The 15,143-nt window shown below is 60.1% G+C and carries 14 protein-coding genes and 1 pseudogene; 1 reads left to right on the top strand and 14 read right to left on the bottom strand.

Annotated elements, in window-relative coordinates; translation table 11 throughout:
* Positions 1–9: 9 nt before the first annotated feature.
* The 14 genes and pseudogenes from H4V98_RS20060 to H4V98_RS19995 form a co-directional block, all read right to left on the bottom strand.
* Positions 10–1,410 (bottom strand): amidase, encoded by a 1,401-nt coding sequence (locus H4V98_RS20060; protein WP_196864706.1) that lies wholly within the window; start codon positions 1,408–1,410, stop codon positions 10–12.
* 286 nt (positions 1,411–1,696) lie between these two features.
* Positions 1,697–2,632, bottom strand: a complete 936-nt coding sequence (locus H4V98_RS20055; RefSeq protein WP_196864705.1) for a helix-turn-helix domain-containing protein — start codon at positions 2,630–2,632, stop codon at positions 1,697–1,699.
* A 220-nt stretch (positions 2,633–2,852) separates the two neighbouring features.
* Positions 2,853–4,159, bottom strand: a pseudogene (locus tag H4V98_RS20050) (IS4 family transposase).
* 217 nt (positions 4,160–4,376) lie between these two features.
* Entirely contained in the window at positions 4,377–5,258 is an 882-nt protein-coding gene (locus H4V98_RS20045) for a MaoC family dehydratase N-terminal domain-containing protein (RefSeq protein ID WP_231374873.1), read from the bottom strand.
* A 1-nt stretch (position 5,259) separates the two neighbouring features.
* Complete coding sequence (locus H4V98_RS20040) at positions 5,260–6,429, bottom strand: acyl-CoA dehydrogenase family protein (RefSeq protein ID WP_196864716.1); 1,170 nt, start codon at positions 6,427–6,429, stop codon at positions 5,260–5,262.
* A gap of 33 nt (positions 6,430–6,462) precedes the next feature.
* Positions 6,463–7,242: an SDR family oxidoreductase gene (locus H4V98_RS20035; protein WP_196864704.1), complete on the bottom strand. Its 780-nt coding sequence runs from the start codon at positions 7,240–7,242 to the stop codon at positions 6,463–6,465.
* 16 nt (positions 7,243–7,258) lie between these two features.
* A complete protein-coding gene (locus H4V98_RS20030; RefSeq protein WP_196864703.1) occupies positions 7,259–8,146 on the bottom strand; it encodes a polysaccharide deacetylase family protein in 888 nt (295 codons plus the stop codon).
* Between the two features lie 27 nt (positions 8,147–8,173).
* Positions 8,174–8,923, bottom strand: coding sequence for an ABC transporter ATP-binding protein (locus tag H4V98_RS20025; RefSeq protein ID WP_196864702.1), 750 nt, complete (start codon positions 8,921–8,923; stop codon positions 8,174–8,176).
* 6 nt (positions 8,924–8,929) lie between these two features.
* Positions 8,930–9,721 (bottom strand): ABC transporter permease, encoded by a 792-nt coding sequence (locus tag H4V98_RS20020; protein WP_196864701.1) that lies wholly within the window; start codon positions 9,719–9,721, stop codon positions 8,930–8,932.
* Complete coding sequence (locus H4V98_RS20015; RefSeq protein WP_196864700.1) at positions 9,718–10,716, bottom strand: ABC transporter substrate-binding protein; 999 nt, start codon at positions 10,714–10,716, stop codon at positions 9,718–9,720. The genes H4V98_RS20020 and H4V98_RS20015 overlap by 4 nt, the downstream gene beginning before the upstream one ends.
* Positions 10,717–10,795: 79 nt before the next feature.
* A complete protein-coding gene (locus H4V98_RS20010; RefSeq protein WP_196864699.1) occupies positions 10,796–11,572 on the bottom strand; it encodes an enoyl-CoA hydratase in 777 nt (258 codons plus the stop codon).
* 2 nt (positions 11,573–11,574) lie between these two features.
* The gene (locus tag H4V98_RS20005; protein WP_196864698.1) at positions 11,575–12,771 is read right to left on the bottom strand and encodes a CoA transferase; all 1,197 of its coding nucleotides are present in this window, start codon (positions 12,769–12,771) and stop codon (positions 11,575–11,577) included.
* An 8-nt stretch (positions 12,772–12,779) separates the two neighbouring features.
* Positions 12,780–14,117: an amidase gene (locus H4V98_RS20000; protein WP_196864697.1), complete on the bottom strand. Its 1,338-nt coding sequence runs from the start codon at positions 14,115–14,117 to the stop codon at positions 12,780–12,782.
* Complete coding sequence (locus H4V98_RS19995) at positions 14,110–14,367, bottom strand: hypothetical protein (RefSeq protein ID WP_196864696.1); 258 nt, start codon at positions 14,365–14,367, stop codon at positions 14,110–14,112. Before H4V98_RS19995 ends, H4V98_RS20000 begins: the two co-directional genes overlap by 8 nt.
* 75 nt (positions 14,368–14,442) lie before the next feature.
* On the opposite strand from H4V98_RS19995, the gene H4V98_RS19990 reads away from it, so the two are divergent.
* Positions 14,443–15,129, top strand: coding sequence for a GntR family transcriptional regulator (locus tag H4V98_RS19990; RefSeq protein ID WP_196864695.1), 687 nt, complete (start codon positions 14,443–14,445; stop codon positions 15,127–15,129).
* Positions 15,130–15,143 lie beyond the last annotated feature (14 nt).

The following is a 15,143-nucleotide window of genomic DNA, read 5'->3' as shown; positions in this document are numbered from 1 at the left end:
ACAATGAAATCAAAGGCTCGGATGCTGACGATGCCAATCGGTAATTTGTTGGAAGGCCCAGCCTGCACGCAGCAGCAAGCTTTCTTCGAAATGCCGCGAGACGAACTGAAATGCGAGCGGCATGCCGCCTTCGGTAAAGCCACCGGGCAGCGTGATGGTCGGGCTGCCTGTCATGTCGAATGGGCACGTATAGCGCAACACCGCGGAGATCAATTCAGCGTCGGTACCCATCTTTGACATGCGATCCACGGTCGGTGAGGCAATACCAGTAGCAGGCACCAGTAGCAGGTCGATATCTTCGAACATCGCCTTCACACGGCCAGTAAAGTCGAGTCTCCTCAGCATGATCTTCTGGTAGTCAGTCCCCTTCTGCGCTAGGCCGAGTTCGATAAGACCGGCCAGGCCTGGGCCATACTCAGACTTGCGTGCGGCATAGGTCTTCTCGTGCACCACTGCAGCCTCCATGCCGCACAGCGGGAACCAATCTTCTATGGCATGCGCCGGATCTGGAACAACAACTTCACGAATTTCACCACCAAGCGTTTTCACGGCCGCAATTGCTGCGGCCAGCACCTGCTTGGTCGGCTCATCGACGCCGTCGCTACTCCAGCGGGAGTCGATACCCACGCGCAACCCCTTAATGCCCTGCGGCATTTCTGCCACGTAGTTGGGCACTGGACGCAGGCTGGCCGTCGGGTCGTTGATATCCGAACCAGCAATTACTCCGAGCATGGCTCCAGCGTCGGCCGCGCTGCGCGTCATCGGCCCGATGTGGTCAAGTGTGGCAGCCAACTCAAATGCACCGTAGCGACTGACGCGGCCCCACGTAGGCTTTAGTCCGGTGAGCCCGTTGGCTGCCGATGGAAAGCGGATTGATCCCCCCGTGTCGGTTCCGAGGGAGCCATAGCAAAGACCCGCAGCTGTGGAGACGCCCGAGCCGCTCGAAGACACACCGGTCCAGTGCGCCGCATTCCATGGATTGACCGGTGGTGAGATAGTTGGATGGTGGTCTGCGTAAGCGCTCTCTGTCATCTGCAGCTTGCCAAGAATGATCGCACCAGCCTCACGGAGTTTCTTGACGACCGTGCCATCGACCGTGGGCACGAAGTCTTCATAGATGGTCATGCCGGCGGCCGTCTTGACGCCTTTCGTCCAGCACAAGTCCTTGACCGCGATGGGCACGCCATGCAGAAGGCCCCGTAGTTCCCCGGCAGCAATTTCGGCATCCGCCTTTTGGGCATCGACCAGTGCGCTGTCAGCCATCACGGTGACGTAGCTTTTGAGCACCCCATTGAGTTTTCCGATGCGATCGAGCTGCGCTTGAGTGGCCTCGACGGAAGACAGTTCTTTTGACTGGATGAGTTTTCCAATCTCCAACAATTCAAGGTAATGCAGATCTTTTTGTGTCATGGTGTGTGTAGTGAAAGTGGAAGGTATAACGACAGGTAAGGTGTAGTCAACATATGTACTCTACGCGCCAACTGTGCGTACAGCTTGTCCCGTTCCGCCATCAGGTGTGTTGATACCGCCAACTTTGAAATTTCTGTAAATCTGACATTACGTCAGGGTAGATGTGCCCGCGTGGAGTTTGGAGGTATGCTGAAATGAGTGGTCTGCGAAGCAGCGCCTCGCACCGGGCGCTGCCGGCATCTTTAGCTGCGGCGCCAGTCAGCCCTGTCGCGACTAGCGAGCACAATCAGTTATGCCGCAGCAGCGTATGTGGCGTGATGCCATACGCCTTTTTGAAAACACGGCAAAAATGCGAAAGATCGCTAAAACCGTTCTGAAACGCTGCCTGCGTGACCTGTTGCACGCGACCTTCAACCAGTGCGCTATGGCTGGCTTCGAGACGCCGCTGCCAAATCCAGTGCATAGGCGTTGTGCCGTGCTCGGCGAATACACGCGTGATAGTTCGAGCCGACACATGCTGCGCGGCGGCGATGCGTTGAACATCGAGTTCACAGTCGTCGAGATATTCGTTGATGAAGTCCTTTGATAGCCTGTACAACTTCTCGCGAGACGACAGCATGGAAGTTCCACCAGCCACCTGCGTCCGCAACACAACGGCCAGCAAGTCGATCAACGACGCTGCCAACGGCACCTGTACACCTTGGTGTCCGGTAACGTCGATGACAGCCGCCTCACGCATCGTGCTGGCGAGCAAGAACGAAATCGAATGACTTTTGTCAAGTCGCATAGCGGTATATTTTTCTGCTTCAGGCACTCGAAACAGCAGCTGTTTTCTGGGTATACGCAGCAGCAGCACTGACTTCGGTTCGAGGTCATACGTAAATGGACGCGCCGCATCATACAGTGCAATGTCGCCTGCTTGCTGCACCATGTTGCGGCCCGATTGCGACAAGAAGGCACGACCCGCCACCATGAGACTGAGCATGAAATCATCATTTGGGCCTGTCCGTAAATGTTGCGGCGTGCGCTCCCAGTAGTGCTGAGGAGATGAAATTTCGGCGAGCGTTAGGTTGCCAAGTGCGCGCACTGAGAAGCTCGCACTGAAGTTCTCCCGGTTTGACACGCGGCTCGACGCGGGAATGAAGTGACTGCAGACGACATTGCTCCAATATTCAAAGCGATGGCCTGCAGCAACGGTGGCGGTTGAGTAATTTATTTCCATGGTAAAGGTTCGTAGATTGCCTCGTATACAGTAAAAAAATTACACCTTACTCTCTAGCTTTACTGTGTAACTGATGTTACGCAGCTGCCCGAAAAAGCTGAAGCTGAAGCTGAAGCTGAAGCTGAAGCTGGGCGTAGGCGGTGCGAGATGCGTTGATAAGTAGCTTGCGACAAAGCGCAAAGGGATTGAGCTTGTTTGTGATGGGGGTTAGGGCATTTCGTCATACACAACTCTCCGCCGCCTGAAGTTTTTTGTAGAACCTGACGCCAGCGGCAAAGTCCAGGATGCGCTGCATGCCCAACCAAATGGTTTTTATACCTGGCTCGCCATCACCCGCACGAGCAAGAAAGCTTCCGAGCCGGGCGACCAGGCGCACCACCTCGTTGAGCGTGGGCGCCTGTTCTGGATGTCGCTTTTGGTTCAGGATAAGGGCGGCCTTCCACTCATCAGGCTCAACATCAATTGGGCATCGAGGTCTGGGCAACTTCGCCCCAGGCGCATCAGCCGGGCGATACGCCAGGCCACCACCATGTACAGCACCAGCGCACGCTCAATCCTCTTAATGCTGCCCAGTGGCAACGCCTCTATGCTGCAGCCGTTCTTGAGCACATGAAAGAACATCTTGATTTCCCAGCAGGAGCGGTACCAGTCAATCATCTGGGCGGCCTGCTTTAAGCTCTGCACAGGAAGATTCGTCAGCAGCCGCCACTCCACCGGCTTGTCGCCTGAGGCAGGCTTCGTTTCTTTAGCCACAATGCAGCTGGCCTGCACATAGCCGCACCGACCATCGGGCAGTTCCAGCGTTTGCGCCCACACCTGTTGGAGCACTTCACGGGCGCGCTGGCGCATGCGCGAGGCCATCACGAAGCGTATTTCGCGCAACGACTCAGACGCAATTACCCGGCTCCACAGCTTGTCGCCCCCGCTCAGGGTGCGGTTGTGTTTGGAGCGCAGCAGCCAGTCCACGGGCGTGGTCAGTGCATCGGCGCGCCGCATCAGCTCCATGGTGTCGGCCTCGCGGTCAGTCACGTACACCATTCAGGTGCCCGGCAGCTGCGGGGCCATCTCGGCGAGCCGTTCGTAGCCTTCAACCCAGCGCACGCTCTCCTTGGTGTTGGGGCGGCTGCCGTCCCTATCCTTGGGTTCTCGCCCCCACATATACGCGTCCAGGACGCCCAGTGGTTCACGCGATGTTAAAACGGCGTAGGTCTGGTGCGCATACATGCCGCGCTGCGGCTCGTAGCTAAGCAACCCCAAGCCGCTGGACTCCTGGCCATTGAAGTCCAACTCGGTCATATCCTGAATGCACAGCACCACCTCGTGGATGACCATGCGCGTCTTGGCGCAGTCCGTGTGGGCGCCCGGAATCGCCCGCCAGTCGCTTTCCTCGTTGCCGAAGAACCAGTACGCCGCCATGGTGTCGGTCCAGTCCCTGTAGGCCTGCGGCACCCTTGCTGTGGGCTGTGCGCTCAGGTACTCGATCAGACAAATGGCCCGCTTGTTGCGCCGCTCATCGCCTAGGTCTATCGTTTCGAATTCAGTGCCTGGCCAACTCATCGTTTTCCTTCAACTTTTATCCGGAGAGAGGTTTTGCAGGAGTTTTGTATAACGAAATGAGCCAGACCACCTAAAATCTACCGCAATTTATTGCTCAATCGCCACTCCTCGCTCGCTATTGCTCAATGATCCATGTGTTGCGTTTGAATTTGAAACTGTGATTGGTGCAATGCTTTGGACTGCAGCGTTAGCCCAATGTAACGCAGCCGTCAATGCCGACCTCGCCGATATTGTTGGTCGACCACACGTTGAAGTTTTCGCTGTTGCCCTCGGCATGTAAATGGAAACGGGCCAAGTCGAAAGTTGGCCGCAAGGCGCGGAATTCGAAGGCTCGGATGAATTGGCCCGGCGCAATCTTGGTTTCGATGTGGCCGAGCAGCAGCGTGGCGATCAGCGGGCCGTGCACCACCAGACCCGGGTAGCCTTCCACCTCGCGGCAGTAGTCCACGTCGTAATGAATGCGATGTCCATTGAAGCTGGCCGCTGAATAGCGAAAAAGGGTCACCGCGTCGGCGCTCACAACCTTTGGGTTGGCACTTGTGCGCTCAAAGACGTGACCACCCGCTCTTGCTCGTGCGCCCAGAGCAGCGAGAGCCATTTTCTCATCGGCTGACGGCCAACCGCGGTAGACAATGTCGTGTTCTTCCCGCAGCAACGGGCCAAGGCCGTCGACATAGTTATGCGCGACCGTAACGAAAACCATCTCTCCACTGCGACCTGACTTCTGCGTTACCTTCAAAATCTCGGACGTCTTGGTGACCACGCTACCCACGGCGAATGCACGCGACCACTGCAGCCGACTGCCGGCCCACATACGGCGCGGGAGGGCCACCGGTGGCAGAAAGTCGCCGCGGGCAGGGTGGCCGTCAACGCCCAAGCGCGACTGCATTTCAAGCGGGTTGAAGTACAGCCAGTGCCAGCCGGCTGGCAGTGCGGCCGCGTTCGGCTGCGATAGCATGGCATTGTCGTTCAGCGTAACCGCCATCTGGCGTACCTGCACCGGGCTGATGGTATCGACCACCGTCTGGCATCGGCCGACCCAGGCACTGAAATCAGTGGTAAACGTCATCTCAGTACGATCTTGGCATGCCCAACACATGCTCGCCAACATACGACAGGATCAGATTGGTCGAGATCGGCGCAACTTGGTAGAGCCGTGTCTCGCGGAACTTGCGCTCGATATCGTATTCGGCCGCGAAGCCGAAGCCTCCGTGCGTCTGCAGGCAAGCGTTGGCCGCCTCCCACGACGCGTCTGCCGCCAGCAGCTTGGCCATATTGGCTTCGGCGCCGCAGTCCTTGCCGGCGTCGAAGAGTTCGCAGGCAGCGTAGCGCATCAGGCTGGCCGCCTCGACGTTGACGTAGGCGCGCGCGATGGGGAACTGAATGCCCTGGTTTTTGCCAATCGGCCGGTCGAATACCACCCGGTCGTTGGCATAGGCCGTGGCTTTTTCTACAAACCAGTAGCCGTCGCCCACGCATTCGGCGGCGATCAGTGCACGCTCGGCATTGAGACCATCAAGAATGTACTTCAACCCCCTGCCTTCCTCGCCGATGCGGTTCTCGACCGGAATCTCCAGCTTGTCGATGAAGATCTCGTTGGTTTCGTGGTTGACCATATTGCGTATCGGCCGTACGATGATAGTTTTGCCGATTTCGCTGCGTAGGTCCACCAGAAAAACTGATAGGCCTTCGGACTTTTTCTTCACCTCGGCCAGTGGCGTGGTGCGCGCCAGCAGCAGCATGTAGTCCGAATGCTGCAGCCGGGAGGTCCAGACCTTCTGGCCGTTGACGATGTATCGGTCGCCCTTCAGCACGGCAGTGGTCTTGAGCTTGGTCGTGTCGCTGCCGGTGGTGGGCTCGGTCACCGCCATCGACTGCAGACGGATCTCGCCGCTGGCTATCCGGGGGAGCAAATCCTGCTTCTGCTTATCGGAGCCGTGGCGCACGATGCAGCCCATCACGTACATCTGGCCGTGACAGGCGCCGGAGTTGCCGCCGGCGCGGTTGATCTCTTCCATCACCACGCTGGCCTCGGTCAGCGACAGGCTGGAGCCACCGTATGCCTCGGGGATCAGCGCCGACAGCCAGCCGGCTGCCGTTAGGGCGTTGACAAAGGCTTCCGGGAAGGCTCGGGCATCGTCCACGTCCTGCCAGTAGCGCGCATCGAACTGGGTGACCACCGATCGCACGCCGTCGCGCAGGTCGGCAAATTCGTATTTGGGATTTCGTTGTTTGAACATCATTTGAAAAACTCGTTGTCTTTGGGTTGTGGTTCAGGCAGGAGATGCGTACATCTGCCCGCCGTCCACATTGATCGTTGTGCCGCTGAGGTAACCCGCCAGCGGCGAGCAGCAGAAAGCAGTGATGTCAGCGATCTCGCGCGGCTCGGCCAGGCGGCCGAATGGCAGGGCAGTGGTCAGTTCCATCCAGCGCGCTTCATCGCCCAGGGTTGCAGCTGCCTTTGCACGCAGCATGGTTTCCATGCGGTCGCTGCGGGTGGGCGAAGGGTTGATGCCGAACACGCGCACGCCGTTGCGCGGGCTGGTCGCGCCCAGCGCGTGGGTGAAAGCCATCAGCGCGGCATTGGCCGTCGAGCCGGCGATGTATTCGCTGCGCGGTGCGGCCCCTGCCATGCCGATGATGTTGGCGATCACACCGCTGCGGCGTGCCGCCATCACCGGGAGCATGACGCGCACTAAATTGATATAGCCGAAAAGTTTGAGCTCCCAGGCTTCGCGCCACTGCGCCTCGTCGATGTCGGTCAGCCCACCGCCCGGAATGGCGCCTGCGTTGTTGACCAAAATGTCAATGTCGCCGGCCTGTGACAGCAACTTGGCCTCGGCGCCGGGCTGGCCCATGTCCAGCGCCAGCACCGAGGCACGCACGCCGGTTTGACTGTGGATGGTGGCGACGGCCGCCTCCAGCGCTTCAGGGGAACGCGAGACCAGCAAGGGCCGCGCGCCTTCTCGGGCGAACGACAGTGCAGTGGCCAGGCCGATGCCGCGTGAGCCGCCGGTAACCAGCACACGCCGGTCTTGGAGTTGGAGATCCATATGTGAGCTTTCGTGATCAGGTTGCGCAGTCTGGCGCAGCGGGAACTTGAGCCGTGTACCAGTCGGCAATGTCGTGACCCTGCACAAAGCTGGTGCCGGGCGTGGCCATTAGCAGGTCGAGCATGCGTTCGAACGAGCCGAAGCGGTGCGGCACGCCGATGAGGTGCGGGTGCAAGCCCAGTGTCAAGATGCGCGGGCGCCGCTGCGCCTCGCGCACGAAGAGTTCGGCGGTACTTTTCACGCGCGTGAACATTTCTTCTGACGAGTGCTTCTCAATTGCATAAATGATGGAGTCATTGAGTTCCAGGTTGTAAGGCAGGCTGAGCAGCGGTCCATTGGCGGTCGACAGCCAGTTGGGTAGGTCGTCGACGACCCAGTCGAATACGTAGTCGACCCCGGCGGCCTTAAGCGTCTCGGGCGTCGTGTGGCTTTCGCGCAGGCCCGGGCCGAGCCAGCCACGCGGGCGCGTGCCAGTGAAGGCGGCGATCATGTCTAGACTGGTGGTGACCACTTCTGCTTCTGCGCCGGCATGGTTGAGTGCCTTCTGGTGGATGCCGTGGCCGATGAATTCCCAGCCAGCCGTGTGCATGGCCTCGGCTGCGCGAGGATAGGCGCCGATCACGCTGGCGTTGAAGCTGGTGGACGCGGTGAGGCCGCGCGAAGTGATGGCTTCGATAATGCGCGGCAGGCCACAGCGCATACCGTAGTCAACCCAGCTGAAGTTGGGCACGTCGGGCACGGTTTCCTTACCGTGCGGCGGTGTGATGATGGTACGCGGCATGGGCGCGTCGAACTCCCAATGCTCGACATTGACGACAAGGTGGACCAAGATGTTGCCGCCGGCGTGCGACGCTAATGCGGGGCCTTCGTTGGAAAAGCGGTAGGGGATGCGTGGGTTGGCCATGGGTTGTCTCCTTTGTCTTGCTCCGTTTTAGTGGCGAATCTGCTTAAGGATTTCTCGCTTCATGGTGTTGAAGGTTTCGCCGGTCGTGTCTTCGATGGTGCGTGGGCGTGCCAGCGGTACGGTGATGCGCGCCTGGATGCGGCCCGGTCGGGCCGACATCACGTAAACCGTGTCGGCCAGGAACAGCGCTTCGTCGATGTCGTGCGTGACAAAGACGATGGTCGGCTTGAGTTGCTGCCACACCGATAGCAGCAGCTCCTGCATGCTCAGCCGCGTCTGAGCATCCAGCGCGCCAAAGGGCTCGTCCATCAGCAGCACCTGAGAGCCCATCGTCAGGATTCGGGCGATACCGACACGCTGGCGCATGCCGCCCGACAGTTGCACCGGCAGGTGCTGCTTGAAGTCCGCCAGACCGACGATGCGCAGCATCTCGTTGGCGCGGGCTTCGTAATCCTTGGCTGGCACGCCTTGCGTCTTGGGGCCGAAGATCACGTTTTCCCATACGCTAAGCCAGGGGAACAGTGCGGCTTCCTGAAACACGACGCCGCGGTCGGGTCCAGGTTTGTCCACGGGCTTGCCGTGCACGGTCAGGCTGCCGCTGCTGGTCTTTTCAAAACCGGCGACCAGGTTCAGCAGCGTGGATTTGCCACAGCCCGACGGCCCCAGCAGTGCTACGAATTCGCCGGGTTCTATGGTCAAGTCGACCTTGTCCAGCGCCAGCACGGGTGGCTCGCCGGGGTAAATCTTGCTAAGTTCTTGGATGTGGATGGCAGGCATTGGGACTCAATGGTTTTGGAGAATGCGCCAGCGCAGCACGCGCCGTTCGACAAGCACGATGAGGCGGTCGCTGAGGTAACCCATAGCGCCGATGGAGACCATGTCGGCCAGTACGATGTCCATGCGGCCGACGTAATACGCGTCCCACAGGACATAGCCCAGGCCCGACTTCACAGCCACCATCTCGGAGACGATCACTGCCGTCCACGAGATACCCAAGCCGATGCGCAGGCCGGTGAAGATCGACGGCATGGCCGAGGGCAGTACCACTCGGCGCAGCAGCTGAGCGCGCGTTGTGCCCATCATCAGCGCGGCGCGCACCAGGTTACGTTCGACATCACGCGCGCCCTGCGTGGCATTGACCACGATGGCGTAGAAGCCACCGAGGAAAATCAGAAAGATCGAGCCGATGTCGCGAATTCCGAAGAGCGCGATGGAAAACGGCAGCCAGGCGGTGATGGGGATTGGCCGCAGGCTTTGCACCAGCGGGTCAAACAGCTGTGAAACCAGCCGGCTCCAGCCAATCATCAAACCCAGTGGAATACCCAGCAGCGCGGCCAAGACGAAGCCCTGTACTACGCGCAGCGCAGAGTAGTGCACATTCGACAGCCATGTTCCCTTGTAGGCATTAAGGCCCAAGCCTGGCTCGCCAAAAATCCAGTCCTTCCAGCCTTCAAGCACAGCCAGAGGTGTGGGCACGATGCCAGCCATGCTTTCGCGACTTCCGGCGATCTGCCAGACCAATAGCACAAGCAAAGGTACAGCCAGGCCGATGAGAATCTGTTGTAAGCGTTTCATGGGACAGTTCCGCGTTTGATGCTTTGAGCCATGGAATCGTCATACAGCGCGGCGGCTTCGTCACCGACGTCCTTTAGGACAATGCCCTGCTTGAAGGCGGCTTCGGCCTGCAGCTTGACCTGTTCCTTCGTGAGCACGCCGCCGAGTTTGATGATTTTCGACGACTCCTTCGTCACTGCCAGCGGCAGGCCGGAGTATTTAGCATAGGCATCGGCGAACATGTTGTTGTTCTTGGCCATTTGCTCTTCTGTGTTGAGATAGACCCACAGGAAGCGACGAATGGCTTCTTGTTTGTTCGTCATGGCCTCGCCTGAGGCCGCCAGCATGCCGAGCTCGGCGCCAACTGCTTTGGACTTGCTGTACTCTAGACCCTTGGCGAAATAGCCATCGCCTTCGGCTACAGCCTGTGACTCGAACGGTTCCCACAAAACCATGGCGTCGATGTCGCCCTTCTTGAGCGCCTGGATAAAGGCGGTGCCGCCGCCTTGAATATTGACCGGCGTGAACGTGTTGTAAGGCACACCCTTTTCGATCATTGTCATGGCCCACTGAAACCACACGGCAGAGCCAGGCGCGATGCCGATCTTTTTGCCGGCCAGGTCTTTCCAATCATTGATGACCACGCCCTTGCGCACCACTAGGTTTTTGCCCGAGCCGGCCACGCCGGTCAAGCCGATGAGGTTCTTGCTGCCCTGCGACGCCGCGATGGCCAGATCGCCAGGGCCAACGGCCGAGACATCGACGGAGTTGGACATCAATGCAGTGCGCGCGTCGGCGTAGCGCACGAACTCAGCGCGCTTAACGTCGATGTTGAACTTCTTAAGTTCCTCCTCAATGTTGAGCAGCGGCGCTAGGTGGCCAACCTTCACGAAACCAATGGTCAGCGTTTCACGCTGAGCCAGGGGAGCGGGTGCCGGCCCAACGGCATGGGCGGCGGTGGCCGCAAGCGCCGAAACGGCGGTGAGCACTGCGGTGATGGCGGTACTGAGTTTCATCTTCCACACTCCAGGTTGGTAAAAAAGTTAGCAGGACGGTGACATTGAAAAAAAGCGACACATTAAAAAGTAGCGAGGTCTAACGGCCTACGAATTGCGGCGTGCGTTTTTCGGCAAATGCAGCGCGGCCTTCGGCATAGTCTTCGCTCTTGAAGCAGGCCTTGACCGCGGCATCGACGGCTGCCACATCAGCGGGTTCACCGCCGGCCAGCAAGGCGTTGAAAGCCTGCTTGGCTGAGCGGATGGTCAGGGGGGCATTTGAAGCAATCATCGCAGCCGTTTTTGAGGCCGCTTCGAACACATCGTCATGCACACCTGCCACCAAGCCGATGCGCAGTGCGTCGTCTGCGCTGTAGACGTTGGCGGTGTAAAAGACCTCGCTGGCTCTGGCCACACCCAAAACGGCAACCATGCGCCTCATGCCGCTATAGGCATATCCCAGGCCCAGCCGTGCGGCGGGCATGCGGAATTTTGCGGTTGATGAGGCGTATCGGATATCGCATGCCAGCACCAGGCCCAGGCCACCGCCATAGCAGATGCCGCTGATGGCTGCGATGATGGGGCAACGAAAGCCTGCCAGCGAAGACTGTGCGTTGGCCACCGCTGCGTCGTAGGCAGCCACACTTGCCGGGTCATTGCGCTTTTCGCCAAACTCGGAGATATCGGCGCCCGAAACGAAGGCCTTATCACCGTCGCCCCGCAGAACCACGGCGCGCACATTCGTATCGCCTTCGAGCGCGGTCAGCGTCGTTCCCAACTGCTGCCACATTGCCATGGACATTGCGTTGTAGCGGCCTTCATTGCGAAGGGTAATGGTGGCCACGTGGCCGTCGATTGAACAAAGGACGTTTGTCATGGTCAGACCACCGTGTCGGCATGGAACTGCCGGATTTCCTCGTCCGAATAGCCGGCCTCGGCGAGCACCTCGTCAGTATGCTCGCCCCATCCCGGCGCGGGTGCCACGACGCGGGACGGTGTGCGTGCCAGCGTGACCGGTTGGGTGATGTACTGCATCTCCTTGCCGAAGCCGGTCATCAGCGAGGCCGTCACGCCCAAGTGCTGCACCTGCTCGTCCTCGAAGACCTGCGGCACGGTGTACACCGGGCCTGCAGGCACGCCCGCATCGGTGAGACCAGTGACCCACTCCGCCACGCTGCGATGGGTGAACAGTTCGGCCAGTTCCACATTAAGACGTCCGCGGTTTTTCACGCGCAGCGTTTCGGTGGTGAACTCGGGGTCCTGCAGCCACTCAGGTTTACTGAGCACGCTGCACAGGCGCACCCAGTTGCCTTCGCCTGAGGCGCCCAGATTGAAAACGCCGTCGCTTGCTTCGAACAGGCCCATTGGACTGCTCGTCGGGTGGTCGTTGCCCTGCTGAATGGGAATATCCTGTTCGTTGAGGTAGCGCGCCATCTGGAAGTCCATCATCGCGATCTGCGCATGCAACAGTGAGGTATGCACCCATTGACCCTTGCCCGAGACTTCGCGCTCCAGCAGCGCGGTCAAAATGCCTAACGCAGCGTAGAGTCCGGCGCTCATATCGGCCACGGCCAGGCCAGCGCGCACCGGTCCAGAGCCAGGAATGCCGGTCACTGACATCAGTCCGCCCATGCCCTGCACAATTTGGTCAAAGCCTGGACGCGAAGCATGCGGACCGTCCTGGCCGAAGCCGGAGATGCTGGCCAGAATGATGCGCGGGTTGACGGCGGCCAGCGATTCGTAGTCAACGCCCAACTTCTTCTTGACGTCGGGCCGCCAGTTCTCGACCACCACGTCAGCCTCCTTGACCAGGCGCATCAAGATGGACAAGGCGCCGGGGCGCTTCAGGTTCAATGTCATCGAGCGCTTGTTGCGGTTGATGTTCTGGAAGTCGCCGCCTTCCCGGTTGGCGGCGAACATTGCCTCGTTGGGGTCAATGCCGCGCGGCGGCTCGATGCGGATCACGTCGGCGCCGAAGTCCGTCAGCATGCGCACGCAATTGGGGCCGGCGCGCACGCGCGACAGGTCGAGCACGCGGAACCTGGCCAGGGCGGTGGAAGCCTGAATTTTTGCCATGTTTTGGATCAATCCTCTGGAGAAAAAGCAGGCAAGGCGCCTTGCATGCGGAAATGCTGTGTTTCAATCCGCGCGGCGAAGCGCAGCAGCGTGAGTTCGTGAAAGGGCCGGCCGACCAGTTGCACGCTGATGGGCAGGCTGCGCGCATCGAGCGCAATGGGCACAGCCAGCGCGGGCAAGCCGAGGTAATTGATGAAGCCCATGAACCGGTGCAGCGCCAGCAGTCGGCGCACGTCGAACGTTGCCTGCCCCGGGGTGACCGCCTGCCAGTCCGGAATGGGAGCGGGTAGCGCGGGCACCACGAGGATGTCATGGTCCTGGAAATGGGCTTGAACGAAGTCATGCAGCCGCCGTGCCCGGTCGGCCAGCGCGGCAGCGAGCCAGTCGGCAGGCATCACCGCGCCCGGCAGCGCGACGGCCGCGACCGACGGCGAGAGCGTGCGTGCCAACAGGGCGGCCTGGTGTGTCTGTGCGGCCTCGGCGTGCAACACGATCTCGGCGAGTTGCGTCAGCACGGGGTGACTGTCCAGAGTGTTCTGCACAGGCATCTCGAACGCGGCAGCCAGCGCGTGCATGGCGGTGGAGATGGCGCGATCCACTTGCGCGTACGGAATCCACGCCATCGCGGCATGACTGCGTGTTGCGCCGGTTGCAGCGCGAAGCCCCATGCCGTCGCAGGCGGCTTGCAGGATCAACTGCACATCATCGGCCGTGCGGGCCAGCACGCCAACGCTGTCGAGACTGGGCGCGAGGGGAAACACGCCGTCCAGCGGCAACAGGCCGTGGGTGGTTTTCAGGCCGAGCACGCCGCACGTTGCTGCCGGCATGCGCACTGAACCGGCGGTGTCGGTGCCGAGTGAGCCGTAGGTCATGCCACAGGCGACGGCCACCGCGCTGCCGCTCGACGAGCCGCCAACTACTGCATCGGCATGTAGCGGATTGATGCAGCGCGCCAGGTGAGGGTTGTCGCCGGTCGCCCCGCAGGCGTATTCAGCCATGGTCAGCGTGGCCAGGTGGGCAGCGCCGTGGCGCGACAGGCGTTCAAGCACGATAGCGGAGGGGCGGCCAGTCGCTTCGGCATCCATGTTTTTGAAATAGCCCCTACCCAAACCGGGCGCTCGGCCGGGCAGGTCGAAGATGTCCTTGTGCGCCAGGCCGACACCGGCCAGCGAGCCAGTGGCCGCTGGCGGCATCAAATCAGCAGGCAGCACATCGATGACCGCATGCAAATCGCGATCAGCGCGTAGCAGGCCGAGGCGCTGGCGCTCGATGGCCTGGCTAGCCGTTACATGGCCCTGGGCAATGGCCTGCTGCAGACCGGCGATGGTGCTAGGGCACTCAGTCATGCGACAGGGCGTCCAGCAAATTAGTGAAGGAGGCAGACGTCTTGCCAGTCGCGTCAAGCGATTGCGCTAGGGCTAATTCGGCAGTGGCCTGCAGGCGGGCTAGAACTTTCGATAGTCGGAGGATTTCCGGCTCGGCGGCCTCGTTCTTGCTTGCCAGCAGGGCCTCGGCAACGTGTGCATACAACGAAGCCGAAGCGCTCCTTGCAGCGGACGTGCCGTTCGCCAACCTGATGCCGAGTTCGACAGCCATTTATATAAAAATAAAGTACATAGATATAAATATACTTTAATTAAAGATGCACTGCAATGTGGGAAACTTGTAGGCATGAGGAATCCTAAGCACGCTTTCGTCAAGGCCAGCGACAAGATTCGCATGAAAATCGAGGACGCCATCAAGCAGGGTTCCTTGCTGCCGGGCGACCCAATCGACGACGCCGAGCTGGCTGCCCAATATCAGGTGTCGCGCACGCCGATCCGCGAGGCGCTAATCCAGTTGCAGGCTCAAGGCATGATTACCAGCCTGCCGCGTGGCGGCATGATCGTGGCCAAGATGGACCTGCAACAGTTGCTGTCGCTCTGGGAACTGCTGGCCGAGCTTGAAGGTGTAACGGTACGGCTGGCCTGCCAGCGCATGACCCCCAAAGAGCTGACCGCCATCGTGCAGGCACATGAAAAAAGTCGTGCAGTGATGGAAGCCGAGGACATTGCAGGTTGGCAGGAGGCCAACCTGCGGTTTCATGAACTGATCTACCGCGCAGCGCGCAACCCGTATCTGCGTCAGGAGGTACTGCGAATGCGCACCCGCACCGGCTACTACCGCCGCCATGCCTTTGGCGCGCTGGGACGCATTAAGGCATCGTTCGAGCAGCACTGCAAGATCGTCGATGCCTTCGTACGGCGCGATGCCGAGGCTGCTTCCAGCGCCATGGTTTCCCACATGCGTCCGGCCAGCGATGCCATGGGCCTGACGGACTTTATCGTCAATCTTCCTCGGGAAGTGCTCGCAGACTGAGGAGAAAATCAGTT

The organism is Polaromonas sp. CG_23.6 (assembly GCF_029892315.1).
In the GTDB taxonomy this organism is placed as follows: Bacteria; Pseudomonadota; Gammaproteobacteria; order Burkholderiales; family Burkholderiaceae_C; genus Polaromonas.
The sequence above is the reverse complement of the archived record's forward strand: the minus strand, read 5'-3'. Positions and strand labels throughout refer to the sequence as shown.

Excerpts from the sequence above, each read along its gene's own strand:
- H4V98_RS20055 (WP_196864705.1), bottom strand. The coding sequence starts at position 2,632 with ATGGAAATAAATTACTCAACCGCCACCGTTGCTGCAGGCCATCGCTTT.
- H4V98_RS20040 (WP_196864716.1), bottom strand. The coding sequence starts at position 6,429 with ATGTTCAAACAACGAAATCCCAAATACGAATTTGCCGACCTGCGCGAC.
- H4V98_RS20000 (WP_196864697.1), bottom strand. The coding sequence starts at position 14,117 with ATGACTGAGTGCCCTAGCACCATCGCCGGTCTGCAGCAGGCCATTGCC.
- H4V98_RS20030 (WP_196864703.1), bottom strand. The coding sequence starts at position 8,146 with ATGGCCAACCCACGCATCCCCTACCGCTTTTCCAACGAAGGCCCCGCA.
- H4V98_RS20010 (WP_196864699.1), bottom strand. The coding sequence starts at position 11,572 with ATGACAAACGTCCTTTGTTCAATCGACGGCCACGTGGCCACCATTACC.
- H4V98_RS20060 (WP_196864706.1), bottom strand. The coding sequence starts at position 1,410 with ATGACACAAAAAGATCTGCATTACCTTGAATTGTTGGAGATTGGAAAA.
- H4V98_RS20020 (WP_196864701.1), bottom strand. The coding sequence starts at position 9,721 with ATGAAACGCTTACAACAGATTCTCATCGGCCTGGCTGTACCTTTGCTT.
- H4V98_RS20035 (WP_196864704.1), bottom strand. The coding sequence starts at position 7,242 with ATGGATCTCCAACTCCAAGACCGGCGTGTGCTGGTTACCGGCGGCTCA.
- H4V98_RS19990 (WP_196864695.1), top strand. The coding sequence starts at position 14,443 with ATGAGGAATCCTAAGCACGCTTTCGTCAAGGCCAGCGACAAGATTCGC.
- H4V98_RS19995 (WP_196864696.1), bottom strand. The coding sequence starts at position 14,367 with ATGGCTGTCGAACTCGGCATCAGGTTGGCGAACGGCACGTCCGCTGCA.
- H4V98_RS20025 (WP_196864702.1), bottom strand. The coding sequence starts at position 8,923 with ATGCCTGCCATCCACATCCAAGAACTTAGCAAGATTTACCCCGGCGAG.
- H4V98_RS20045 (WP_231374873.1), bottom strand. The coding sequence starts at position 5,258 with ATGACGTTTACCACTGATTTCAGTGCCTGGGTCGGCCGATGCCAGACG.
- H4V98_RS20015 (WP_196864700.1), bottom strand. The coding sequence starts at position 10,716 with ATGAAACTCAGTACCGCCATCACCGCAGTGCTCACCGCCGTTTCGGCG.
- H4V98_RS20005 (WP_196864698.1), bottom strand. The coding sequence starts at position 12,771 with ATGGCAAAAATTCAGGCTTCCACCGCCCTGGCCAGGTTCCGCGTGCTC.